The 23,727-nt window shown below is 64.7% G+C and carries 20 protein-coding genes; 7 read left to right on the top strand and 13 right to left on the bottom strand.

Annotated features, from left to right (window positions below):
- Positions 1-3 precede the first annotated feature (3 nt).
- Both lolD and KSS93_RS11960 read right to left on the bottom strand, forming a co-directional pair.
- Positions 4-687 (bottom strand): lipoprotein-releasing ABC transporter ATP-binding protein LolD, encoded by a 684-nt coding sequence (gene lolD / locus KSS93_RS11965; RefSeq protein WP_217842574.1) that lies wholly within the window; start codon positions 685-687, stop codon positions 4-6.
- 7 nt (positions 688-694) lie between these two features.
- On the bottom strand, positions 695-1,945 hold the full coding sequence (locus tag KSS93_RS11960) for a lipoprotein-releasing ABC transporter permease subunit (RefSeq protein ID WP_217888434.1): 1,251 nt from the start codon (positions 1,943-1,945) through the stop codon (positions 695-697).
- 93 nt (positions 1,946-2,038) lie between these two features.
- On the opposite strand from KSS93_RS11960, the gene KSS93_RS11955 reads away from it, so the two are divergent.
- Together KSS93_RS11955 and KSS93_RS11950 are read left to right on the top strand one after the other, a co-directional pair.
- Positions 2,039-2,623: a PilZ domain-containing protein gene (locus KSS93_RS11955; protein WP_217888433.1), complete on the top strand. Its 585-nt coding sequence runs from the start codon at positions 2,039-2,041 to the stop codon at positions 2,621-2,623.
- Positions 2,624-2,655: 32 nt separating this feature from the next.
- Positions 2,656-3,372 (top strand): glycerophosphodiester phosphodiesterase, encoded by a 717-nt coding sequence (locus tag KSS93_RS11950; RefSeq protein ID WP_217888432.1) that lies wholly within the window; start codon positions 2,656-2,658, stop codon positions 3,370-3,372.
- 48 nt (positions 3,373-3,420) lie between these two features.
- On the opposite strand, the gene sthA is transcribed toward KSS93_RS11950, so the two are convergent.
- The 3 genes from sthA to KSS93_RS11935 form a co-directional block, all read right to left on the bottom strand.
- A complete protein-coding gene (gene sthA / locus KSS93_RS11945) occupies positions 3,421-4,815 on the bottom strand; it encodes a Si-specific NAD(P)(+) transhydrogenase (protein ID WP_217888431.1) in 1,395 nt (464 codons plus the stop codon).
- Between the two features lie 205 nt (positions 4,816-5,020).
- Positions 5,021-6,019 (bottom strand): FAD:protein FMN transferase, encoded by a 999-nt coding sequence (locus KSS93_RS11940; protein ID WP_217888717.1) that lies wholly within the window; start codon positions 6,017-6,019, stop codon positions 5,021-5,023.
- Positions 6,020-6,215: 196 nt separating this feature from the next.
- Complete coding sequence (locus tag KSS93_RS11935; protein ID WP_217888430.1) at positions 6,216-7,679, bottom strand: glyceraldehyde-3-phosphate dehydrogenase; 1,464 nt, start codon at positions 7,677-7,679, stop codon at positions 6,216-6,218.
- A 167-nt stretch (positions 7,680-7,846) separates the two neighbouring features.
- On the opposite strand from KSS93_RS11935, the gene mfd reads away from it, so the two are divergent.
- From mfd to KSS93_RS11920, 3 genes are read left to right on the top strand one after another with little or no spacing between them, the layout of a single operon-like run.
- Entirely contained in the window at positions 7,847-11,296 is a 3,450-nt protein-coding gene (mfd, locus tag KSS93_RS11930; protein ID WP_217888429.1) for a transcription-repair coupling factor, read from the top strand.
- A 9-nt stretch (positions 11,297-11,305) separates the two neighbouring features.
- The gene (locus KSS93_RS11925; protein WP_217888428.1) at positions 11,306-11,866 is read left to right on the top strand and encodes a CsiV family protein; all 561 of its coding nucleotides are present in this window, start codon (positions 11,306-11,308) and stop codon (positions 11,864-11,866) included.
- A gap of 1 nt (position 11,867) precedes the next feature.
- Positions 11,868-15,179: a DEAD/DEAH box helicase gene (locus KSS93_RS11920; protein ID WP_217888427.1), complete on the top strand. Its 3,312-nt coding sequence runs from the start codon at positions 11,868-11,870 to the stop codon at positions 15,177-15,179.
- Between the two features lie 101 nt (positions 15,180-15,280).
- On the opposite strand, the gene nagZ is transcribed toward KSS93_RS11920, so the two are convergent.
- Genes nagZ through KSS93_RS11905 form a run of 3 tightly spaced genes read right to left on the bottom strand, consistent with a single transcriptional unit; the run spans position 15,281 to position 17,170 of the window.
- Positions 15,281-16,279, bottom strand: a complete 999-nt coding sequence (gene nagZ / locus KSS93_RS11915; RefSeq protein ID WP_217888716.1) for a beta-N-acetylhexosaminidase — start codon at positions 16,277-16,279, stop codon at positions 15,281-15,283.
- An 8-nt stretch (positions 16,280-16,287) separates the two neighbouring features.
- Positions 16,288-16,425: a hypothetical protein gene (locus KSS93_RS11910; protein WP_217888426.1), complete on the bottom strand. Its 138-nt coding sequence runs from the start codon at positions 16,423-16,425 to the stop codon at positions 16,288-16,290.
- Between the two features lie 40 nt (positions 16,426-16,465).
- A complete protein-coding gene (locus tag KSS93_RS11905; protein WP_217842564.1) occupies positions 16,466-17,170 on the bottom strand; it encodes a TetR/AcrR family transcriptional regulator in 705 nt (234 codons plus the stop codon).
- Between the two features lie 209 nt (positions 17,171-17,379).
- Here KSS93_RS11905 and lexA point away from each other — a divergent pair, with 209 nt between their 5' ends.
- On the top strand, positions 17,380-17,988 hold the full coding sequence (lexA, locus tag KSS93_RS11900) for a transcriptional repressor LexA (RefSeq protein ID WP_217842563.1): 609 nt from the start codon (positions 17,380-17,382) through the stop codon (positions 17,986-17,988).
- Positions 17,989-18,001: 13 nt separating this feature from the next.
- Positions 18,002-18,478: an SOS-induced cell division inhibitor SulA gene (sulA, locus tag KSS93_RS11895; RefSeq protein WP_217888425.1), complete on the top strand. Its 477-nt coding sequence runs from the start codon at positions 18,002-18,004 to the stop codon at positions 18,476-18,478.
- Between the two features lie 50 nt (positions 18,479-18,528).
- On the opposite strand, the gene KSS93_RS11890 is transcribed toward sulA, so the two are convergent.
- The 5 genes from KSS93_RS11890 to fadA form a co-directional block, all read right to left on the bottom strand.
- Complete coding sequence (locus tag KSS93_RS11890) at positions 18,529-18,762, bottom strand: hypothetical protein (RefSeq protein WP_186517230.1); 234 nt, start codon at positions 18,760-18,762, stop codon at positions 18,529-18,531.
- A gap of 52 nt (positions 18,763-18,814) precedes the next feature.
- Positions 18,815-19,330, bottom strand: coding sequence for a DUF6586 family protein (locus KSS93_RS11885; RefSeq protein ID WP_217888424.1), 516 nt, complete (start codon positions 19,328-19,330; stop codon positions 18,815-18,817).
- A gap of 154 nt (positions 19,331-19,484) precedes the next feature.
- A complete protein-coding gene (gene topA / locus KSS93_RS11880; protein WP_217888423.1) occupies positions 19,485-22,094 on the bottom strand; it encodes a type I DNA topoisomerase in 2,610 nt (869 codons plus the stop codon).
- A 100-nt stretch (positions 22,095-22,194) separates the two neighbouring features.
- On the bottom strand, positions 22,195-22,446 hold the full coding sequence (locus KSS93_RS11875) for a DUF1653 domain-containing protein (protein WP_217888422.1): 252 nt from the start codon (positions 22,444-22,446) through the stop codon (positions 22,195-22,197).
- Between the two features lie 80 nt (positions 22,447-22,526).
- A complete protein-coding gene (fadA, locus tag KSS93_RS11870) occupies positions 22,527-23,702 on the bottom strand; it encodes an acetyl-CoA C-acyltransferase FadA (protein WP_217888421.1) in 1,176 nt (391 codons plus the stop codon).
- Between the last annotated feature and the right edge of the window lie 25 nt (positions 23,703-23,727).

Below are 23,727 nucleotides of genomic sequence, written 5' to 3'. Positions count from 1 at the left end.
GGCTCAGATCGCCACCAGTCGCCCGTCTTCGAGGCTCAGCACGCGGTCCATCTGGCGTGCCAGGCTGAGGTCGTGGGTCACCACCAGGAAGGCGGTCTGCGAGTGGCTCGACAGCTCCTGCATCAGCTCCTGGATACCCTGGGCGGTGTGGTGGTCGAGGTTGCCGGTGGGCTCGTCGAGCATCACCAGGCCCGGGCGGTTAACCAGGGCACGGGCGATGGCCACGCGCTGGCGCTCACCACCGGACAGCTCGGCCGGTTTGTGGTTAAGGCGATGGCCCAGCCCTACCCGCTTGAGCAGCGCTTCGGCGCGCTCGCGGGCCTCGGGGATTGGCGTGCGGCCGATCAGCAGCGGCATGCAGGCGTTTTCCAAGGCGGTGAATTCGGGCAGCAGGTGGTGGAACTGGTAAACGAAGCCCAGCGCACGGTTGCGCAGCAGGCCGCGGGCACGTTCGCCCAGCGCCGACAGCTCTTCACCGGCCAGCCAGACGCTGCCTTGGGTGGGGGTGTCGAGGCCGCCGAGCAGGTTGAGCAAGGTGCTTTTGCCCGAACCGGAACTTCCGACGATGGCCACCCGCTCACCGGGGTGCAGTTCGAGGTTTAGCCCCGACAGCACCTGCACCGATTCCGGGCCCTCGTCGTAGCTCTTGCCAAGGTTGCGGCAACTCAACACGGCTTTATCACTCATGCGCGACTCACTCATAACGTAGCGCCTCTGCAGGCTGGGTGCGCGAGGCGCGCCAGGCCGGGTAGAGGGTTGCGAAGAAACTCAGGACCAATGCTGCGCCACAGACCATGTACACGTCCTGGGCCTGGATCTGCGACGGCAGGTAATCGATGAAATACACGTCGGCGTTGAGGAACTTGTGCCCGATCAGCCTCTCGATGCCGGCAATCGCCGCGCTGACGTTGAGCGCACCGAGAATGCCCAGCACCGCGCCGATCAGCGTGCCGACCACGCCGATCACCGTGCCCTGGACCATGAAGATGGCCATGATCTGCCCCGGCGTGGCGCCGAGGGTACGCAGGATGGCGATGTCGCCGCGCTTGTCGTTGACCACCATCACCAGGGTGGAAATGATGTTGAACGCCGCCACCGCGACGATCAGCAGCAACAGCAGGCCGATCATGGATTTTTCCATGCGGATGGCCTGGTACAGGTTGCCGTGGGTGCGGGTCCAGTCACGCGGGTAGAACTCCTGCTCGCCCAACTGCTGGGCGATGGCCCAGGCCGCGCGCGGGGCCTGGAACAGGTCGTCGAACTTCAGGCGCAGGCCCTGTACCTGGTCGGGCTTCCAGCGGTGCAGGCGGGACAGGTCGGTGATGTTGGTCAAACCGAGGTAGCCGTCGATTTCACCGGCCCCGACATGGAAGATGCCCACCACCGTGAAGCGCTTCATGCGCGGGAACATGCCGGCCGGGGTCACGCTGACCTCGGGGGCGACGAAGGTGAGCTTGTCACCCACGCCCACGCCGAGCTTCTGCGCGGCCTTGTCGCCGATCATGATGCCCCACTCACCAGGCGCCAGCGCATCCAGGCTGCCCTCGCGCACGAAGTTGTCGATGATCGACACATCGCGCTCGCGGTTGGGGTCGACCCCGTTGAGCAGCACCTTCTGCACCTTGCCCTGGTGCGTCAGCAGCCCCTGCATCTGGGTGAACGGCGCAACCGCCACCACCTGCGGATTCTGCTTTACTTTAGAGGCAAGGGCCTGCCAGTCGTTGATCGGCTGGCCGGTCTCCAGCGTGGCGTGCGGGATCATGCCCAGCACGCGGGTACGCATCTCGTGGTCGAAGCCGTTCATCACCGAGAGCACCACGATCATCACCACCACGCCCAGGGCGAGGCCGATCATCGAGGTGAGCGAAATGAACGAAACGAAATGGTTGCGACGCTTGGCACGGGTGTAACGCGTACCAATGAATACGAAAAGAGGTCTGAACATGTCGGGGCTTGTTCGGATGAAAGGGAACGTCCTTGTGGCGAGGCGCCTACGGCGGCTTTACACTCGGACCACCGCCGTAACCTTGGGTTCGCCATGACGACATTAGACGAAGAAGATCGCCGCGAATACTACCGCATCGAAGATCGGATCGCACTTCAAATCAGCCCCCTCAGCGCGGCCGAAGCCCTTGAAACAGAACTGTTGCAGGATGATTCGCCGCTGTTCAACCTGCTCAGCGAACTGCACCTGTCCGACTTCGAGTCGCAGCACCTGCTGCGCCAGTTGAGCGAGAAAGACCGCACCCTCGCCGCCTTTTTGCGCGCGCAGAACAAACGCCTCGACCTGCTCAGCGCAGTGGTGGCGCACACCCTGATCGGCGAAATCGAAGCGCCGATACCGGTGATCATCTCCGAAGGCGGCATCGAGTTCGCACAGCAGCAGCCAATCGCCGCCGGCTCCCGGGTGAAGGTAAAAATGGTGCTGATGCCCCGCGCCCATGGCTTGCTGCTGCGCGGCAAGGTCACCCACTGCGACCGCCGCCCGGACGGCAGCTTCGAGGTGGGCACCGAGTTCACCGACATGACCGACGCCCAGCGCCAGTTGCTGGCCCGCTATATCCTCCAGCGCCAGCAGCAACAACGGCGCCAGGCACTGGAACAGAACGATCCTGCCTCCTGAGCCCACTTCCCCCCTGATTTGAAGGAACGAACGTGACCCTGATCTACGGCCACCGCGGCGCCAAGGGCGAAGCACCCGAAAACACCCTGAAGAGCTTCCAGCAGTGCCTGGCCCACGGCGTGACCCGCTGTGAACTGGACCTGCACCTGTCTTCGGACAACGAACTGATGGTGATCCACGACCCGACGCTCAAGCGCACCACCGGCCGGCGCGGCAAGGTGGTGGAGCACACTGCCGCCGACCTGGTCACCTACGACGCGCGCAAGGGCGGGCCGGGCCACGTGCAGCCCTGCCCCATCCCAAAACTGGAAGAGCTGTTCGAGAAATGCCCGTTCGAGCACTGGCAGCTGGAGGTCAAGAGCGCCTCGCGCACCCGCGCCGCCAGCACCGTGCTGGCGATCCGCGAACTGGCCTTGGAGCACGGTTTGCTGGACAAGGTCACCATCACCTCCAGCTCACGCGAGGTGCTGGGCGCAGCGCTTGAGCTGGTACCGGACGTAAAACGCGGGCTGGTGGCCGAATACGCCTGGCTCGACCCACTGAAGGTCGCGCAGAACTACGGCTGCGAGCTGCTGGCATTGAACTGGACGCTGTGCACTCCCGAGCGCCTGATCAAGGCCCAGAAGCAGGGTTTGCACGTGTCGGTGTGGACGGTCAACGAACCGGCACTGATGCGCCGGCTCGCTGACTTTGGCGTGGACAGCCTGATTACAGACTTTCCCGGTTTGGCCAAGACCACCCTCGGGTAGGGCTGAAATCGGTCTCCCCGACCGGCTCAGGCCACCGGCCGGAGCCGCTCAAAAAAGCCGATTCAGGCCGTCGTAGGCAGCTACCCGATAGGCTTCGGCCATGGTCGGGTAGTTGAAGGTGGTGTTGACGAAGTACTTCAGGTTATTCAGCTCGCCCGGCTGGTTCATGATCGCCTGGCCGATGTGGACGATTTCCGAAGCCTGGTAGCCGAAGCAGTGCACACCGAGGATCTGCAGGGTTTCGCGGTGGAACAGGATCTTCAGCATGCCTTGCGGCTCGCCAGCGATCTGCGCCCGGGCCATGCTCTTGAAGAAGGCCTTGCCCACCTCATAAGGCACCTTGGCCTGGGTCAGTTCCTGCTCGTTCTTGCCGATCGAGCTGATCTCCGGAATGGTGTAGATTCCGGTAGGCACGTCATCGACGAAGCGCCAGCTGCCGTTGTCGACGATGCTGCCGGCAGCCGAGCGGCCCTGGTCGTGGGCGGCGCTGGCCAGGCTTGGCCAGCCGATCACGTCACCGGCGCCGTAGATGTTCGGCACGCTGGTGCGGTAGTTCTCGTCCACTTCGATCTGCCCGCGGCTGTTGACCTTGATGCCGATGTTTTCCAGGCCCAGCTTGTCGGTGTTGCCGGTACGGCCGTTGCACCACAGCAAGGCGTCGGCCTTGATCTTCTTGCCCGACTTCAGGTGCAGGATCACCCCGTTGTCCAGCCCTTCAACCCGCTCGTAGTCCTCGTTGTGGCGTACGGTGATGTTGTTGTTGCTGAAGTGGTAGCTCAGGGCCTGGGAGATTTCCGAGTCCAGGAAGCTCAGCAACTGGCCGCGGTTGTCCACCAGCTCGACCAGCACACCCAGGCCGCTGAAGATCGAGGCGTACTCGCAACCGATCACCCCGGCGCCGTAGACGATCAGCTTGCGCGGAGTGTGGCTGAGGCTGAGGATGGTGTCGCTGTCGTAGACGCGCGGGTGGTTGAAGTCGATATCGGCCGGGCGGTACGGGCGCGAACCGGTGGCGATGATGATGTGCTTGGCGTTGAGCTTTTCGACCACACCGTTGGGGCAGACCACTTCGATGGTTTGCTCGTCGGCGAAGCTGCCGGTGCCGACGAACACGTCGACGCGGTTGCGGGCATAGTAGCCGGTGCGCGAAGCCACCTGCTTGCTGATCACCTTCTCGGCGCTTTTCAGCACGTCTGGGAAGGAGAACCAGCGCGGCTCGCCGATGGCGCGGAACATCGGGTTGGTGTTGAACTGCATGATCTGCCGCACGGAGTGACGCAGCGCCTTGGACGGGATGGTACCCAAGTGAGTGCAGTTGCCACCGACCTGGCGACGGCTATCGACCATGGCCACCTTGCGCCCTGCTTTGGCGGCGTTCATTGCCGCGCCCTCACCGGCGGGGCCGGAACCCAGCACCACTACGTCGTAGTTGTAGACAGCCATGCGTACTCCTTCAGAACTGGCCCGCGAGTCACGGTGGCTCGCGGGGCGCGATCATGACGCCAGCGGCGCCATGCGAAAATTCGGGTGCAGTCTAATCAAGCGTGAACGCCGCGCACATTAACCCTTGGTCGCGTCGTAGGCCACTGTTGCCTGCACTACATGTATTGCGCCGATTCCCTGGCGGCGATCATCCGTGCCTTGCCTTTCATTCGCCTTTCACCGCCCGTTCGAATGCGGGCGTGCTACGGGAGACGAAGCCACCCTCGGCCCGGGTCACCAACACCGCGGCAATGCCGTGGGCGATGGCGTAATCCCAACCGCGCTCTGGCCCCAGAACAAGCAGCAGTGTGGAATAACCGTCGGCCAGCAGGGCCGAACCCTCGAGCACCGTCACTGCGGCCAGGTCATGCTCGACCGGGCGCCCGAGGCGGGCATCGAAGGTGTGCGAATAGCGCCGGCCATTGTCCTCGAAATAATGCCGATAGTCACCCGAGGTCGACACCGAAAGGCCTTGCACGGCAATAACCTGGCGGGCGACCTGGCGGTCTTCGCGTGGCAGTTCCAGCGCCACCCGCCAGGCGCTGCCGTCGGGCTTGCGGCCCACCGCCTTGAGCTCGCCGGTGGCTTCGGCGAGAAAGCTGTCGATACCCATGGCGGTAAGGCGCGCAGCGATCAGGTCGACCGCGTGGCCGGCGGCGATGCTGTTGAAGTCCAGTTCGATGGCGGCATCCTTGCACAGCTTGTGGCCTTCGATGCGCAGGTGAGCGTAGCCCACCCGCTGGCGCGCGCGGGCCAGGGCCTGGGGGTCGGGCACATGCATCTCGCGGGCCTGGGGGCCGAAGCCCCACGCATCGAGCAGCGGTTCGACGGTGAGGTCGAAGGCGCCCTGGCTCTGCTGCGCCAGGTACTGGCCGAAGGTGACCAGTTCGAGCATGTCGTCATCGATGGCCAGGCACTGGTGGGCGGGTAACTGGTTGAAGCGGCTGACGGTGGAGTCGGCGCGATAGGTGGAATAGTGGGCGTCGATGGCCTGCAGGATGGCCTCGACCTCGGCCTGCACCTGCGCCGGGGCCGGGCCGTCGGGTTTGCGTACGTACTGGATGCTGTAGCTGCTGCCCATGGTCGGGCCGCCGAAGTGCTCGAGGGTGGGGCCTTGGTTGCAGGCTGCAAGCAGAGCAAGAACAAAAAACAGGGCTGCACGCACGTTCGAACTCTCAGTCATCGCGCCTGGCCTCTTCGCGGGCAAGCCCGCTCCCACAGGATAGCGCCGCACCCAGGGCCCGCGCAGTCCCTGTGGGAGCGGGCTTGCCCGCGAAGAGGCCGGTACAGGCCAGCGCAAAGGCCAGGCAAAAAAAACGGGAACCCGAAGGTTCCCGTTTGTTCAACGCATTACAAGCGGATCAGCGTGGAAACGCTGGCGGGTTCACACCGGCCATGTCTTCCATCACGCGAACCACCTGGCAGCTGTAGCCGAACTCGTTGTCGTACCAGACGTACAGCACAACGCGGTTGTCGTTGACGATGGTCGCCTCGGCGTCAACCACACCGGCGTGGCGCGAACCGACGAAGTCGGTGGAAACCACTTCCTGGGAGCTGACGTAGTCGATCTGCTTGTGCAGCTCGGAGTGCATGGCGGTCTGGCGCAGGTACTCGTTCAGCTCTTCGCGGTTGGTGGCTTTCTCAAGGTTCAGGTTGAGAATGGCCATCGACACGTTTGGCGTCGGAACGCGGATTGCGTTGCCGGTCAGCTTGCCCTTGAGCACTGGCAGTGCCTTGGCAGCGGCAGTGGCAGCACCGGTTTCGGTGATGACCATGTTCAGCGGCGCGGCGCGGCCACGACGGCTGCCCTTGTGGAAGTTGTCGATCAGGTTCTGGTCGTTGGTGAACGAGTGAACGGTTTCGACGTGGCCGTTGACGATGCCGTACTGGTCGTTGATGGCCTTGAGCACCGGCACGATGGCGTTGGTGGTGCACGAAGCTGCCGAGATGATCTTGTCATCGGCAGTGATGTCGCCGTGGTTGATGCCGTGCACGATGTTCTTCAGCGCGCCCTTGCCAGGTGCGGTCAGAATGACGCGGGCAGCGCCCGGGCAGGCCAGGTGCTGGCCCAGGCCGTCGGCGTCACGCCATACACCGGTGTTGTCGACGATCAGCGCATCGTTGATGCCGTACTGGGTGTAGTCGACTTCGCTCGGGCTCTTGGCGTAGATGACCTGGATCAGGTTGCCGTTGGCGGTGATGGTGTTGTTTTCTTCATCGATGACGATGGTGCCGTCGAACGGGCCGTGAACCGAGTCGCGGCGCAGCAGGCTGGCACGCTTGGTCAGGTCGTTCTCGGCGCCCTTGCGCACGACGATGGCGCGCAGGCGCAGGCCGTCGCCACCACCGGTTTTTTCGATGAGGATGCGCGCCAGCAGGCGGCCGATGCGGCCGAAACCGTACAGCACGACGTCGGTGCCCTTACGTGCGTTGGCGCTCTGTTGGCCAACCACCTCAGCCAGCTCGTCACGCACGAACTGCTCGGCGCTGCGGCCGTTGCCCTCTTGCTTGAACTTGTTGGCCAGCTTGCCCAGGTCGACCGATGCGGCGCCCAGTTTCAGCTCGCTCATGGCCTTGAGCAGGGGGAATGTCTCGTGGACGGACAGTTCGGTTTCGTCAGTTTGACGGTGACGGGCAAAGCGGTGCGCTTTGAGGATCGAGATAACCGAACGGTTGATCAGGCTGCGGCCATAGATCGAGCTCACCACGTTGTTGTTGCGGTAGAGCTGACCGATAAGCGGGATCATCGCTTCAGCCAAAGCTTCACGATCGATCCACTCACCAAGACACTGGTCGGGCTTCTGAGTCACGGTAACCTTCCACATGTAGGGGAACAAAAAAGGGGCTACATTATGACGCCCCGCGGCGTATCGGGCAATGAGCGCCTGTCGCCGGCCACAACCCCCGTCATCAGGCCCTTTCAAGCCTGACAGCGCGCGCCGTCACCGGTACAATCGACCTCTTTGCCGCAACGCTTGGAGTCCAATCTCCCGTGTCAGTTCTGCGCCTACCGCAAATGTCGGCCACGGCCGGCAAACAAACCTGGGGCAACCTGCCAGGTGCCGCCCTGAGCCTTGCCATCGCCGAAGCCGCCAGCAGCGCCGGCCGCTTTACCCTGCTGTTGACCGCCGACAGCCAGGCGGCCGACCGCCTGGAGCAGGAGCTGCGCTTCTTTGCGCCCGAGCTTCCGGTGCTGCCCTTCCCCGACTGGGAAACCCTGCCCTACGACCTGTTTTCGCCGCACCAGGACATCATCTCGCAGCGCATCGCCAGCCTGTACCGGCTGCCGGAGCTGGACCACGGCATCCTTGTAGTGCCGGTGACCACCGCCCTGCACCGCCTGGCCCCCACGCGCTTTTTGCTGGGCAGCAGCCTGGTGCTGGACGTGGGCCAGAAGGTCGATGTGGAGCAGATGCGCACCCGGCTCGAGGCCAGCGGCTACCGCTGCGTCGATACGGTGTACGAGCATGGCGAATTCGCCGTGCGCGGCGCGCTGATCGACCTGTTCCCGATGGGCAGCAAGGCGCCTTATCGCATCGATTTGTTCGATGACGAGATCGAAACCCTGCGCACCTTCGACCCCGAGACCCAGCGCTCGATCGACAAGGTCGACTCGATCCGCCTGCTGCCGGCCCGCGAGTTCCCCATGCAGAAGGACGAGGTGACGCGCTTCAAGGCGCGTTTCCGCGAGCGCTTCGATGTGGATTTTCGCCGCAGCGCGATCTTCCAGGACCTGACCAGCGGCATCATCCCCGCCGGCATCGAGTACTACCTGCCGCTGTTCTTCGAAGAAACCGCCACCCTGTTCGACTACCTGCCGGCCAACACTCAGGTGTTCTCGCTGCCGGGCGTGGAGCAGGCCGCCGAGCACTTCTGGAACGACGTGCGCGGCCGCTATGAAGACCGCCGCGGCGACCTCAGCCGGCCGCTGCTGCCGCCCGCCGAACTGTTCATGCCGGTGGAAGACTGCTTCGCCCGCCTCAAACAATGGCCGCGGGTGGTGGTCAGCGCCGAGGATATCGATGCCGGCGCCGGGCGCGAGCGCTTCCCGGCCCGCGCCCTGCCTAACCTTGCCATCGAGGCCAAGGCCAACCAGCCGCTGGCGGAGCTGTCCAACTTCCTCGACCAGTTCAGCGGCCGGGTGCTGTTCACCGCCGAGTCCGCCGGCCGGCGCGAAGTGCTGCTGGAGCTGCTCGAACGCCTGAAACTACGCCCCAGGACTGTCGAAAACTGGGCCGACTTCGTCACCGGCAACGAGCGCCTGGCCATCACCATCGCCCCGCTGGACGACGGCCTGCTGCTGGACGACCCGGCACTGGCGCTGGTAGCCGAGAGCCCGCTGTTCGGCCAGCGGGTGATGCAGCGCCGGCGCCGCGAAAAACGCGGCGAGGCCGCCAACGACGCAGTCATCAAGAACCTCACCGAGCTGCGCGAAGGCGCGCCGGTGGTGCACATCGACCATGGCGTGGGCCGCTACCTGGGCCTGGCCACCCTGGAAATCGACGGCCAGGCCGCCGAGTTCCTCACCCTCGAATACGCCGAAAACGCCAAGCTGTACGTGCCGGTGGCCAACCTGCACCTGATCGCCCGCTACACCGGCAGCGACGACGCCCTGGCGCCGCTGCACCGGCTGGGCTCCGAAGCCTGGCAGAAAGCCAAGCGCAAGGCCGCCGAGCAGGTGCGCGACGTGGCCGCCGAGCTGCTCGACATCTATGCCCGCCGCGCCGCGCGCAAGGGCTATGCCTTTGCCGACCCGGCCGCTGACTACGCCACCTTCAGCGCCGGCTTCCCGTTCGAAGAAACCCCCGACCAGCAGGCCGCCATCGAAGCGGTGCGCGCCGACATGCTCGCCGGCCAGCCGATGGACCGCTTGGTGTGCGGCGACGTTGGCTTCGGCAAGACCGAAGTGGCCATGCGCGCGGCGTTCATCGCCGTGCACAGCGGCCGCCAGGTGGCGGTGCTGGTACCCACCACCCTGCTCGCCCAGCAGCACTACAACAGCTTCCGCGATCGCTTTGCCGAATGGCCGGTGAAGGTCGAGGTGATGAGCCGCTTCAAGTCCGCCAAGGAAGTCGCAGCCGCAGCGGCGGAGCTGGCCGAAGGCAAGATCGACATCCTCATCGGCACCCACAAGCTGCTGCAGGACGATGTGCGCTTCAAGGACCTGGGCCTTGCGATCATCGACGAAGAACACCGCTTCGGGGTACGCCAGAAAGAACAGCTCAAGGCCCTGCGCAGCGAGGTGGACATCCTCACCCTCACCGCAACGCCGATCCCGCGCACCCTGAACATGGCGGTGTCGGGCATGCGCGATTTGTCGATCATCGCCACGCCGCCGGCGCGGCGCCTGTCGGTGCGCACCTTCGTCATGGAGCAGAACAAGAGCACGGTCAAGGAAGCCCTGCTGCGTGAGCTGCTGCGCGGCGGCCAGGTGTACTACCTGCACAACGATGTGAAAACCATCGAAAAATGCGCCGCCGACCTGGCCGAGCTGGTGCCCGAGGCGCGCATCGGCATCGGCCACGGGCAGATGCGCGAGCGCGAGCTCGAACAGGTGATGAGCGACTTCTATCACAAGCGCTTCAACGTGCTGATCGCCTCGACCATCATCGAAACCGGCATCGACGTGCCCAGCGCCAACACCATCGTCATCGAGCGCGCCGACAAGTTCGGCCTGGCCCAGCTGCACCAGCTGCGCGGCCGGGTCGGGCGCAGCCACCACCAGGCCTACGCCTACCTGCTCACGCCACCGCGCCAGCAAATCAGCAGCGACGCCGAAAAACGCCTGGAAGCCATCGCCAATACGCAAGACCTGGGCGCAGGCTTTGTACTGGCCACCAACGACCTCGAGATCCGCGGCGCCGGCGAACTGCTGGGCGAAGGCCAGAGCGGGCAGATCCAGGCGGTGGGCTTCACGCTGTACATGGAAATGCTCGAGCGCGCGGTCAAGGCGATCCGCAAGGGCACCCAGCCCAACCTCGAGCAACCGCTGGGCGGCGGCCCGGAGATCAACCTGCGCCTGCCGGCGCTGATCCCCGAGGACTACCTGCCCGATGTGCATGCGCGGCTGATCCTGTACAAGCGCATCGCCTCGGCCGCCGATGAAGAAGGCTTGAAAGACCTGCAGGTGGAGATGATCGACCGCTTCGGCCTGCTGCCCGAGCCGACCAAGAACCTGATGCGCCTGACCCTGCTCAAGCTGCAGGCCGAGAAGCTCGGCATCAAGAAGGTCGATGCCGGCCCCAACGGCGGCAAGCTGGAGTTCGAGGCCGAAACGCCGGTCGACCCGCTGACCCTGATCAAGCTGATCCAGGGCCAACCGAAACGCTACAAGTTCGAAGGCGCGACCCAGTTCCGCTTCCTGGTGCCGATGGAACGCCCCGAAGAACGCTTCAATACCTTGGAGGCGCTGTTCGAGCGCCTCGCCCCACAGACCACTTAAGGAAGCTTCATGCGCGCCATCCGTTGCCTGACCCTGCTGCTGTCGCTGATTGCGCCGGCGGCCTTCGCCGCAGGCCCGTATCAGGTGGAAATGCTCCTGGTGCGGCAGAACGCCGTGCCGGCCTTCACCAGCCCGTTCGCCCCGGAAAACTGGAGCGCCGGCGCCCCGCGGCTGGACAAGGCCGCCGAACGCCCGCCCATGCTGGCTGACGAGGCCACCCGCCTGCAGGCCACCGCCGACTACACCGTGCTGCTGCACAAGGCCTGGCAGCAACAGGGCGAAAGCGTCGCCATCAGTGCCGGCGACGAGCAGTTCGGCCACTTCCCCATCGAAGGCAACCTGAGCATCAAGGAGAGCCGCTTCATAGCCGTTGACGCCAACCTCTGGGTCAACCAGCTCGACAGCAACGGCAGCGTGGTGCGCAGCGAGCAGTTCAAGCAGAGCAACAGCAACATGAAGGCCGGGCAGCTGACCTTCCTCGACGGCGGCCACCTGGCCGTGCTGATCAAGGTAAGCCCTGCCGGCATGCGCAAGATGCCAGTGATGGACCCGGAGATGATGGAGCAGTGATGTGAGCCAGGGCGAGCTGCGCAAGCTGCTGGGTGAGTACCCGGGCTGGACCCGCTCGTTCGCAGGCCCCGCGCTGCAACGCGGCGAACGCTATGCCAGCGAGGACCGCATCGAGCTCAGCCGCTGCGACTTGAAGGGCATCGAAGCCCATTGCCGCGGCAGCCAGGGCCAGGTGTACCGCCAGCGCATCGAGCTCACTGTGCAAGGCCGCCAGTGCCACGTCAATGGCCGCTGCAGTTGCCCGGTGGGCTACAACTGCAAGCACTGCGCAGCGGTGCTCTATCACCTGGCCGCAAGCGAAGCTGACGGTGACGGCCTGGACGATGCCCTGCCGGCCAACCTGCAGCGCTGGCTCAAGGGCCTGGAGCCGCCGCAGGCCACCGAGCAAAGCGGCCAGGAAGAAAAGCGCGGACGCATGGTCTGCTACCAGTTGCGCCTGACCGACGATGGCTGCGCCCTGCGCGTGCGCAAGGGCACCCGCGACGAAAACGGCATCCGCTACAGCCGGGTGCAGTCGCTGTACGAATTTCTCTACGAGCCGCCACGCTTCGTGCAGGAAGAAGACATCCGCATCCTGCGCCTGCTGGCAGCACAGAACCTGCCCAGCGGCGCCGAGCGCGGCTACCCGCTCAAAGGCCAGGAAGGCGGCGAACTGCTGCAGCGCGCGCTGGATACCGGCCGCATGCTCTACGACGAAAGCTTGCCGCTGCTACTTCAAGGCCCCACGCGCCAGGCCGAGTTCCGCTGGGTGCGCCAGGACAACGGCAACTATGTCGGTATCTGGTACCACGGCGATGAACCGCTGCGTTGCGTGCTGCCACTGCTGCCGCTGTATTACTTCGACTACCTCACCCGCGAAATCGGCAAGGTCGGCCATAGCCTCGACCCGCATATTGCCCAGCAACTGACCCTGGCACCCGATGTTCCCGAACACCTGGTGGTGCCCCTCAGCCACAAGCTCAATGCCTTGAACCATCAGCTCCCCACCCCGACCACCCTGGACGAACAACTGCTCGACGACCTCCAGCCGGTTGCCCACCTGACCCTGGGCAGCCTTGAATTCAGTGCCTACATGCCCAAGACCGGGCGCATGCAGCGCCAGATGCAGCATCGCGCCGCGCTGGCCTTCGACTACGACGGCCTGCGCGCCAGCGGCAGCGACGACAAGCCGCTGACCCGCCTGGCCGGCAACACCAGCCAGCGCATCCGCCGCCAGCCCCAAGCCGAACAAGCCCTGCGCAAGGCCCTGCGCGACTTTGGCTTCAAGCCCGCCACCCGGCAGAGCAAGGCGCTGCCCGACAGCGCCGGTGAAATGCTCCAGTTGCCCGACGACGAAGCCTGGCTGCGCTTTGCCCGCGAAGGCTTAGGCAAGCTGCGCGAAGCCGGCTGGGTGATCGACGTGCACCGCGACTTTGCCTTCAACCTGCACGAGGTGGACGACTGGTACGCCAGCATCGACGAGGCGCCGGGTCACGAATGGTTCGACCTGGAGCTGGGCATCGTGGTCGACGGCCAGCGCCACAGCCTGCTGCCGATCGTGCTGCAGTTGCTGCGCGCCAACCCCGAGCTGCTGCGCCCCAGCGAGCTGGCCCGGCGCAGCGACGACGAACACCTGCTGCTGGACCTCAACCGCGCCCGCCACGACGCCCCGACGCTGCGCGTCGCCCTGCCCTACGGCCGCATCAAGGCGGTGATGGGTACCCTGGGCGAGCTGTACCTGCACGAGGATGCAGTCGGCCCCAGCCTGCGCATGGAGCGCGCCGATGCCGCGCGCCTGAACGACATCGAAGGTCTGCCGCTGCTGTGGGAAGGCGGCGCCCAGGTACGCGACCTGGGCCGGCGCCTGCGCGATGCCCGCGACCTGCAGGTGGAGCCACCCAAGGGCCTGAATGCTACCCTGCGCCCCTATCAGCAGCAGGGCCTGAACTGGCTGCAGGCGCTGCGCGAAATGGGCACCGGCGGCATCCTCGGCGACGACATGGGCCTGGGCAAGACCCTGCAGACCCTCGCCCACCTGCTGCTGGAAAAAGAAGCCGGGCGCCTGAACAATCCCGCCCTGGCGGTGATGCCCACCAGCCTTGTGCCCAACTGGCTCGACGAGGCCCAGCGCTTTGCCCCCGGACTGCGCGTACTGGCCCTGCATGGCCCGGGCCGCAACAAGCACTTCGCCGCGCTGGACGAGTACGACCTGGTGCTGACCACCTACGCCCTGGTGCCGCGCGACCTCGAACACCTCAAGGCCCAGCCCTGGCACCTGCTGGTGCTGGACGAGGCGCAGAACATCAAGAGCGCCACCAGCAAGGCCGCCCACGCCGTGCGCGAGCTGCAGGCCAGCCAGCGCCTGTGCCTGACCGGCACGCCGATGGAAAACAACCTGGGCGAGCTGTGGTCGATCTTCCACTTCCTGATGCCCGGCTGGCTGGGCGACAGCAAGCGCTTCAGCCACGACTACCGCACCCCCATCGAGCGCCACGGCGACGCCGAGCGCATGGCACACCTGGCCGGGCGCATCCGCCCGTTCCTGCTGCGCCGTACCAAGGAGCAGGTGGCCACCGAACTGCCGGCCAAGACCGAGATGGTCCACTGGGTCGAGCTGAGCGATGCCCAGCGCGACACTTACGAGGCCGTGCGGGTGGCGATGGACAAGAAGGTCCGCGACGAGATCGCCCGCAACGGCGCCTCACGCAGCCAGATCGTCATCCTCGACGCGCTGCTCAAGCTGCGCCAGGTGTGCTGCGACCTGCGCCTGGTGAAGGGTGACGAAACCAAGGGCAGCTTCGCCGACAAGGGCAAGCTGGGCAGCCTGCTTCAGATGCTCGGCGAGCTGCTCAGCGAGGGGCGCAAGGTGCTGCTGTTCTCGCAGTTCACCTCGATGCTGGCGTTGATCGAGCAGGAGCTGCTCAAGCGCGGCATCCGCTACAGCCTGCTGACCGGCGATACGCGCGACCGCCGCGCGCCGGTGCAGCAGTTCCAGAACGGCTACAGCGAGGTGTTTCTGATCAGCCTCAAGGCCGGCGGCACCGGCCTGAACCTGACCGCCGCCGACACCGTGATCCACTACGACCCGTGGTGGAACCCGGCCAGCGAGAACCAGGCCACCGACCGTGCCTACCGCATCGGCCAGGACAAGCCGGTGTTCGTGTTCAAGCTGATCACCCGGGGCACGGTGGAGGAGAAGATCCAGCTGTTGCAGCAGGAGAAGGCAGCATTGGCGGCCGGACTGCTTGATGGCGGGCAGGCCGGGCAGTGGCGGCTGGGGGATGCTGAGATCGAGGCATTGTTCGCGCCGCTGCCAGGCAAGCGAAACCGGTAAGACTCAATCGCGGGGCAAGCCCGCTCCTACAGGTGCAGTGCTGGCCTGAGGCTTATGCGATCCATGTAGGAGCGGGCTTGCCCGCGATGAGGCCAGCGGGGTCAATCGACCAGTTGCTCGTCCTTCAACGCCCCCAGCGCCTCGAGCCAACGCGGCTGCTGGCGGTAATCGGTCCGCGCAAAGCCCTGCCCGCGCATCCGCGCGATGCGCGGCGATGGCGTAACCTTCATGCGCTGCGCCGCGCTCAAGGCCAACTCCGCAGCCGCCCGGTCGTTGCACACCAGGCCCATGTCGCAGCCGGCACTCAGCGCCGCCTCGATGCGGCTGGCGGCATCGCCCACCACATGGGCGCCGGCCATGGACAGGTCGTCGCTGAAAATCACCCCGTCAAAGCCCAGCTCACCGCGCAGAATCTCCTGCAACCAGCGGCGCGAGAAGCCGGCCGGCTGGTTGTCCACTTGCGGGTAGATCACATGGGCCGGCATCACCGCCGCCAGTTGGCCGCTCAGGCGGGTAAACGGCACAAGGTCCGCTGCACGCAACTGCTCCAGGCTGCGCTCATCCACCGGGATGGCCACGTGCGAGTCGGCCTCGGCCCAGCCATGCCCGGGGAAGTGCTTGCCGCAGGCGGCCATGCCGGCGGCGTTCATGCCGCGAATGAACGCGCCGGCCAGTTGCGTGGCGCGCTCGGGATTACCTTCGAAGGCCCGGCTACCCACCACTGCGCTGCGCTGGTGGTCAAGGTCCAGCACCGGGGCGAAGCTCAGGTCCAGGCCCACGGCCAGCACCTCGGTGGCCATCAGCCAACCGCACTGCTCGGCCAGGTACTCGGCGTTGGCGTTGTCGGCGATGGCACGCATCGCCGGCAGGCGCACGAAGCCTTGGCGCAGGCGCTGCACGCGGCCACCTTCCTGGTCGACGGCGAGGATCAAGTCGGGGCGGATGGCGCGGATCGAGGCGCACAGCTCACGCACCTGGCGCGGGCTATCGATGTTGCGGGCAAAGATGATCAGGCCGGCCACTTCAGGCTGGCGCAGCAGGTGGCGGTCTTCGGCGGTGAGCCAGTGGCCGGCGATATCCACCATCAGGGAGCCTTGCAGGCTGGCGGTCATAGCGAGTCCTTCATTGGATGTGCGGGCAGGCCCGGTGCGGCCGGATCGCCACGGCGCAGGCACAGCTCGCTGCGGGTGGAGCCCGGCGGGTGCTGGCCAGCGAAAGAAAGGTGCAGGAAGTCGAGGTCGGGCATGGGGCGCTAGCTTAGCCGAAGCGCCCTGCCCCGCCCAGTGTCAGGCCTTGGCCGGCGCGCTGGTTTTGCTGCGCGGGCGCAGCTGTGCTGCAGCCATGGCTTCGTCGGTGACGCCGCTGTCGGCGCGCATGCCGGCGGCCAAAAACGGCACCATCAGGCGCATCACCTGCTCGATCGAGGTATTGATGCCGAAGTCGGTCTCGGCAATGGCGCGCAGGGCCTTGATGCCGGACATGCTGAACGCCGCGGCGCCGAGCATGAAGTGCACGCGCCAGAACAGCTCCAGCGGCGGAATGCGCGGGGCGGCTTCGTTGACCAGCAGCATGTAGCGGCGGAACACCTTGCCGTACATGTCTTCGAGGTAGCGGCGCAGGTGGCCCTGGCTCTGGCTGAAGGCCAGGCCCAGCAGGCGCATGAAGATCGACAGGTCGTTGTTGCTGCGCGGTTGCACGGCCAATGCCTGCTCCACCAGCATTTCCAGCAGCTCTTCAAGCGTTGCCTTTTGCTCGGGGCGGCCCTGGCGGCGCTCCAGCTCACGTTCAAGGCTTGCGCAGAACGGGCCGAGGAAGCGCGAGAACACTGCCTGGATCAGGGCCTTTTTCGAACCGAAGTGGTAGTTCACCGCCGCCAGGTTGACCCCCGCCTTGCTGGTGATCAGCCGCAACGAGGTTTCCGCGAACCCGCGCTCCGCGAACAGCTGCTCTGCCGCATCGAGGATGCGTTCTACGGTTTCCGATTGGGCCATGACTACTCCGCCTGACAAACAGTTGTTTGAAACATACGTTTCAGCCCTGCTTCTGTCAAGGCTCCATGACCGGGCGGTCGCCCATTTAACCACAGCCACAAGGCATTGAATGCGCAGGCTTTGCCAGGATTGTGCGTGCGCGGTGCTTGCAGGCGGCCAGCTACTGTATATAATCCCAGTCACTGTATAAAAAGACAGAGCCCTCGCCCATGCTGAAACTGACGCCACGCCAAGCCGAGATTCTGGCTTTCATCAAACGTTGCCTCGAAGACAACGGCTTCCCGCCGACCCGCGCCGAAATCGCGCAGGAGCTCGGTTTCAAGTCGCCGAACGCCGCCGAGGAACACCTGAAGGCCCTCGCCCGCAAGGGCGCCATCGAGATGACCCCAGGCGCCTCCCGCGGTATCCGCATTCCGGGCCTTGAAGCCAAGGCCGAGGAAAACGGCCTGCCGATCATTGGCCGCGTGGCCGCAGGTGCACCGATCCTCGCCGAGCAACACATCGAGGAGTCGTGCAACATCAACCCGGCGTTCTTCCACCCACGTGCCGACTACCTGCTGCGGGTACACGGCATGAGCATGAAGGACATCGGCATTTTCGACGGCGACCTGCTCGCCGTGCACACCACCCGCGAGGCTCGCAACGGCCAGGTGGTGGTGGCCCGCATCGGCGACGAAGTGACCGTCAAGCGCTTCCAGCGCGAAGGCAACAAGGTCTGGCTGATCGCCGAAAACCCAGAATTCGCCCCCATCGAAGTCGACCTGAAGGAACAGGAGCTGGTGATCGAGGGCTTGAGCGTCGGCGTTCTGCGCCGCTGAATCAGGAGGCGTCATGCAGCCGTTCATCCAAGCTTCCCAGCCCACCCAGTTGCCGCTGTTCGAGGCCTTCCTCGCCCAGCCGGTCCTGCCGGGGCTCAAAGCCAAAGAAGCACCCCGCAAGGCCTCCCAGCCCGAGCTGTTCAGCGAACTGGCCCTGCGCGGAGCCGCCGGGCACTGCCATAGCTTGCTGGCGCCGATCCTGCGCGAACTCAGCGAAGAAGACGACAACCGCTGGCTGACCCTGATCGCCCCGCCCGGCAGCCTCACCCAAGCCTGGCTGCGTGACGCCGGCCTGAACCGCGAACGCATCCTGCTGCTGCAACCCGGCGGCAACCAGACTGCCCTGCAACTGGCTTGCGAAGCCCTGCGCCTGGGCCGCAGCCACACCGTGGTCAGCTGGCTGGGCAACGTCAACCACAGCACCCGCCAGCAACTGTTGCGTGCTGCAGCCACCGGAAACGCACAAAGCCTGAACATCCGCCTCGGCTGATGTTCAGGCTTTGCCTGTCAAAACTGCAATGTCTTGAGGGCTTACAGCCCTCAATGAAGGACCCGCGGCCCCTCGTCACGCTCGAAATCGCCTTCTACCAGGCGACCTGCCATCTGCACGCCCACGCTGAGCATCGCCTTGGCCACTTCGACATGCTGTCCTTGCAGAAACACCTTGGCATCCTCGGAGAAATCCAGGGTCACCAGGGAACCTTCATCCTCGGCGCGGCGCAGCTCGATCCGGCCATCAGGCAACTCGACAATTTCTAGAAAGGACGTTGACATAAAGGGGCCTGCGTTTCACGAAAGGTCCGTAGTGTAACAGCCATCAGGGCTATCAGCACTCACTCAACGCGTCGCGGAATCGTCTCACCAAGCCTTTCAGGTTATTGCGCCAGCTCTCCAACTCCTCGCGCGACAGCGCCGGGTGCTCGGGCCGGTCAAGGTTGACCGCCTGGATCAATGGCTGGGTAACGTCGGTTTTCGCGGCTTTTTTCGCGACCGGTGGTCGGAACAAATCGCCATAAGCACCCAGCATCTGAGCCAGCCAGGTTTCCCGCTGGCGCACCAGCTCAAGCATCTCGGCCACCTCAGGGATGGCAATGCTGTTCAACGCCTCATCGGCCAGGGCCTGCTCGACCGAGGCCACCACCGGCAGGCGGTAGAAACCACCGATCTCGTGGCACAGGCCCAGCAGCGCACCGTAAAGGTGAAACAGCGCCGACTCGCGCTCGGCCTGAACCAGGCCCTGGGCGTTCATCGCCTGGCTGTGCTCGGCCTTGGCCATGGACTCCAGCGCAAGGCCGGCGAAGAACAGTTTCTGGTTGGTGCGGGTGTAGAGTTCCTGGGCCATTTTCAATGACCTCCCTAAAGCTGCAAGGCGATGCTGCAGTTTCGAGGATTGCCCTGCCCTACCGCAAGCACAAACGCTCGCGGGGCAAGCCCGCTCCCACGATCAGCGTGGGAGCGGGCTTGCCCCGCGATTGGCCTGAATGCCGAGCGCCGGATCAGCGCTTGTCTTCAACCTTCCACTTGCCACCGTCGTAGAACGCCTTCCAGCCAGTCGGCTTGCCATCAACCTCGGACTGCACGTACTGCTCCTTGGTCTTGCGGCTATAGCGAATCACCGTCGGGCGGCCATCCGGGTCCTTCTGCGGGGCTTCGCAGAGGAAGTGATACTTAGGGTCGATCTCATGCTTGTGCGGCACGATCTCCAGCACCAGCGGCGCGCGGGTTTCGCGGTTTTTCGGGAACTGGCTGGCAGCCAGGAACAGCCCCGAGGCGCCGTCACGCAGCACGTAGGTGTCATCGACCTTCTCGCACTTGAGCTCGGGCATGTCCACCTTGTCCATCTTCGGTGGCGCTGCCTCGCCGCTTTTGAGCAGCTTGCGGGTGTTCTTGCACGCAGGGTTGGTGCAGCCGAAGAACTTGCCGAAGCGGCCGGTCTTGAGCTGCATCTCGCTGCCGCACTTGTCGCACTCAAGGCTCGGCCCTTCGTAGCCCTTGATGCGGTAGTTGCCCTCTTCGATTTCGTAGCCAACACAATCCGGGTTGTTACCGCAGATGTGCAGCTTGTGCTTCTCATCCAGCAGGTAAGCGTCCATGGCGGTGGCGCAGATCGGGCAGCGGTGCTTGCCGCGCAGCACCAGCGACTCGGACTCACCCTCGTCGTCGGCGGCGATTTCGTCGCCCGGCACCAGGTTCACGGTCGCCTTGCAACGCTCCTTCGGTGGCAGGCTGTAGCCCGAGCAACCGAGGAATACGCCGGTGGAGGCGGTGCGGATCATCATCGGCCGGCCGCATTCCTTGCAGGCAATGTTGGTCGGGGTAGGCTGGTTGGCGCGCATGCCGTTTTCAGCGGACTCGGCGGTCTGCAGCTTCTTGCTGAAGTCACCGTAGAACTCGTCGAGTACGTTCTTCCAGTCGCGTTCGCCCTGGGCCACGTCGTCGAGGTTTTCTTCCATGCCGGCGGTAAAGCCGTAGTCCATCAGGTTGGCGAAGCTCTCCGACAGGCGCTCGGTGACGATGTCGCCCATTTTTTCGGAGTAGAAGCGGCGGTTGTGCAAGGTTACATAACCGCGGTCCTGAATGGTGGAAATGATCGCCGCGTAGGTGGACGGGCGGCCAATGCCGCGCTTTTCCATCTCCTTGACCAGGCTCGCTTCGGTGAAGCGCGCCGGCGGCTTGGTGAAGTGCTGGCTCGGGTCGAGCTGGATCAGCTTGAGCACTTCGCCCTGGGCCATTTCCGGCAGCACGTCGTCTTCGCCGGGCTTGCTCTGCTGTGGCAGCACACGGGTGTAACCGTCGAACTTGAGGATGCGGCCCTTGGCGCGCAGCTCGTAGTCGCCCGCCACCACGCTGACGCTGGTGGACAGGTATTGCGCCGGCGGCATCTGGCAGGCCAGGAACTGGCGCCAGATGAGCTCGTACAGGCGCTCGGCGTCACGCTCCATGCCGCTGAGCTTGGTCGGATGAGTGTTGACGTCGGACGGGCGAATCGCCTCGTGCGCCTCCTGGGCGCCTTCCTTGCTGCCGTACACGATCGGCGCAGCCGGCAGGTACTGCTTGCCGAACTCCTTCTCGATGTAGCTGCGCGCCATCTCCACGGCGTCCTGCGACAGGTTGGTCGAGTCGGTACGCATGTAGGTGATGTAGCCGGCTTCGTACAGACGCTGGGCCATCATCATGGTCTTCTTCACCCCGAAGCCCAGGCGGTTGCTCGCGGCCTGCTGCAGGGTGGAGGTGATGAACGGTGCCGACGGCTTGCTGCTGGTCGGGCGGTCTTCACGCTTGCTGATGGTGTAGCTGGACGCCTTGAGCTTCTCCAGCGCGGCCATGGCCTGGGCCTGGTTCAGCGGCTTGAACGCCTCGCCGTTCTCGCGCGCCACTTCAAAACGCACCTTGGCGTTCTTGGCAGTGCCCAGGTCGGCGTGGACTTCCCAGTATTCCTCGGGGTTGAAGGCGCGGATTTCACGCTCGCGCTCCACCACCAGCTTGACCGCCACCGACTGCACGCGGCCGGCAGACAGGCCACGGGCGATCTTGGCCCACAGCAGCGGCGAAACCATGTAACCCACCACGCGGTCGAGGAAACGGCGCGCCTGCTGGGCATTGACCCGGTCGATATCCAGTTCGCCAGGCTGCGAGAACGCTTCCTGGATGGCTTTTTTGGTGATTTCGTTGAACACCACGCGCTTGTAGCGGCTGTCGTCACCCCCGATGGCTTCGCGCAGGTGCCAGGCAATGGCTTCCCCCTCGCGGTCCAAGTCGGTCGCGAGATAGATGGTGTCGGCATCCTTGGCCAGGCGGCGCAGTTCGTCGATCACCTTCTCCTTGCCGGGAAGGATCTCGTACTTGGCTTTCCAGCCGGCTTCGGGGTCGACCCCCATGCGTGCCACCAGCGTGCGGCGAGCCTTCTCCTTCGGCGACAGCGCCGGAGCCTCGGCCGCAGCCTTGCTGCGCTTGGCCGCCGGTTCCTTGCTCGCGCTGGCAGAACCGCTGGTGGGGAGGTCACGGATGTGGCCGATACTCGACTTCACCACGTACTGGCTGCCCAGGTACTTGTTGATGGTCTTGGCCTTGGCCGGGGATTCCACAATGACCAGCGATTTGCCCATGGATCGGAGTATTCCTGAATCTGAAGATAAAAAACGCGTCAGGTGCCAGACGCGGCACCGCTATATATAGTGGCAAAAGAGTGAGGTCAAGCGCGGTCGATCACTCGTGCGCCTTGCCAAGCAGTTCAGGCAAGCCCTCTTCGGCCTTGACCAAAGCAAAGCGTGGCACCTGCTCGCCGTCAACCTCGACGGACTCCTGGAACATCGAAAGCGGCCTCACCCAGAAGCTGTAATCACCATACAGGCACTGGTAGAAGACCATCCACTCTTCGCTCTCGGAATGCCGCGCAGCGCTGAAGACACGGTACTCAGGCCCTTTGTAATGCCGGTATACGCCTGGCTGTATCTGCATGTCGCCCACCCTCTTGAAACAAAAGCTGTAAAAAAACAAAAACCGGGGCACAGGGCCCCGGCTGTAGCCTTGCCACGCGATCAGACGCGCTCGAAGACCGTGGTGATGCCCTGGCCGAGGCCGACGCACATGGTTGCCACCCCGAGGGTGCCGCCATTTTGCTTCATCACGTTGAGCAGGGTGCCGGAAATCCGCGCACCGGAGCAACCGAACGGGTGGCCCAAGGCAATGGCGCCGCCGTGCAGGTTAACCTTCTCATCCATCTTGTCGAGCACTTTCAAATCTTTCAGCACTGGCAGGGCCTGTGCGGCGAAGGCTTCGTTGAGCTCGAAGTAGTCGATGTCGGCGATGCTCAAACCCGCGCGCTTGAGGGCTTTTTGCGTAGATGGCACCGGGCCGTAGCCCATGATCGCCGGGTCCACGCCGGCCACCGCCATGGAGCGGATCACCGCCAGCGGCTGGATGCCCAGGTCCATGGCACGCTGGCCGGACATGACGATCATGCACGAGGCACCGTCGGTGATCTGCGACGAAGTACCGGCAGTCACGGTGCCGCCCTTGGGGTTGAACGCAGGCTTGAGCGAGGCCAGGCCTTCAAGGGTGGTTTCCGGGCGAATGGTTTCGTCGTAGTCGAAAACCTTGAGGAAGCCGTTCTCGTCATAACCCTGCATCGGGATGATCTCGTCCTTGAACTTGCCTTCGACCGTCGCCTTGTGGGCGAGCTGATGCGAACGCAAGCCGAACAGATCCTGCTGCTCACGGGTGATGCCGTGCATCTTGCCGAGCATTTCGGCGGTCAGGCCCATCATGCCCGAAGCCTTGGCCGCGTGCAGCGACAGGTGCGGGTTGGGGTCGACGCCGTGCATCATGCTGACGTGGCCCATGTGCTCCACGCCACCGACCACGAACACGTCGCCGTTGCCGGTCATGATCGCCTGGGCGGCGGTGTGCAGCGCGCTCATCGAAGAGCCGCAAAGGCGGCTGACGGTCTGCGCCGCCGAGGTGTGCGGGATCTGGGTCATCAGCGAGGCCATGCGGGCGATGTTCCAGCCCTGCTCGAGGGTCTGGTTGACGCAACCCCAGATCACGTCCTCGACTTCTTTCGGGTCGACCTTGCCGTTGCGTTCCAGCAGTTTGCTGATCAGGTGCGCCGACATGTCTTCAGCGCGGGTGTTGCGGTGCATGCCACCCTTGGAGCGGCCCATCGGCGTGCGACCGAAGTCGACAATCACCACGTCTCTTGGATTCAGGCTCATATCAATAATCTCGCTCTAGCTCGTT

The organism is Pseudomonas xanthosomatis, assembly GCF_019139835.1.
Taxonomy (GTDB): Bacteria; Pseudomonadota; Gammaproteobacteria; order Pseudomonadales; family Pseudomonadaceae; genus Aquipseudomonas; species Aquipseudomonas fakonensis.
Note: the sequence above shows the minus strand (reverse complement) of the source record. Positions and strands in the feature narration are given on the sequence as shown.

What these genes read in the sequence shown, in the direction of transcription:
- lolD (WP_217842574.1), bottom strand. Translation starts at nt 687, where the DNA reads ATGAGTGATAAAGCCGTGTTGAGTTGCCGCAACCTTGGCAAGAGCTAC.
- KSS93_RS11935 (WP_217888430.1), bottom strand. Translation starts at nt 7,679, where the DNA reads ATGTGGAAGGTTACCGTGACTCAGAAGCCCGACCAGTGTCTTGGTGAG.
- KSS93_RS11885 (WP_217888424.1), bottom strand. Translation starts at nt 19,330, where the DNA reads ATGGCCCAGGAACTCTACACCCGCACCAACCAGAAACTGTTCTTCGCC.
- KSS93_RS11910 (WP_217888426.1), bottom strand. Translation starts at nt 16,425, where the DNA reads ATGCCCGACCTCGACTTCCTGCACCTTTCTTTCGCTGGCCAGCACCCG.
- KSS93_RS11890 (WP_186517230.1), bottom strand. Translation starts at nt 18,762, where the DNA reads ATGTCAACGTCCTTTCTAGAAATTGTCGAGTTGCCTGATGGCCGGATC.
- KSS93_RS11960 (WP_217888434.1), bottom strand. Translation starts at nt 1,945, where the DNA reads ATGTTCAGACCTCTTTTCGTATTCATTGGTACGCGTTACACCCGTGCC.
- sthA (WP_217888431.1), bottom strand. Translation starts at nt 4,815, where the DNA reads ATGGCTGTCTACAACTACGACGTAGTGGTGCTGGGTTCCGGCCCCGCC.
- fadA (WP_217888421.1), bottom strand. Translation starts at nt 23,702, where the DNA reads ATGAGCCTGAATCCAAGAGACGTGGTGATTGTCGACTTCGGTCGCACG.
- KSS93_RS11925 (WP_217888428.1), top strand. Translation starts at nt 11,306, where the DNA reads ATGCGCGCCATCCGTTGCCTGACCCTGCTGCTGTCGCTGATTGCGCCG.
- KSS93_RS11875 (WP_217888422.1), bottom strand. Translation starts at nt 22,446, where the DNA reads ATGCAGATACAGCCAGGCGTATACCGGCATTACAAAGGGCCTGAGTAC.
- KSS93_RS11905 (WP_217842564.1), bottom strand. Translation starts at nt 17,170, where the DNA reads ATGGCCCAATCGGAAACCGTAGAACGCATCCTCGATGCGGCAGAGCAG.
- lexA (WP_217842563.1), top strand. Translation starts at nt 17,380, where the DNA reads ATGCTGAAACTGACGCCACGCCAAGCCGAGATTCTGGCTTTCATCAAA.
- topA (WP_217888423.1), bottom strand. Translation starts at nt 22,094, where the DNA reads ATGGGCAAATCGCTGGTCATTGTGGAATCCCCGGCCAAGGCCAAGACC.
- sulA (WP_217888425.1), top strand. Translation starts at nt 18,002, where the DNA reads ATGCAGCCGTTCATCCAAGCTTCCCAGCCCACCCAGTTGCCGCTGTTC.
- KSS93_RS11955 (WP_217888433.1), top strand. Translation starts at nt 2,039, where the DNA reads ATGACGACATTAGACGAAGAAGATCGCCGCGAATACTACCGCATCGAA.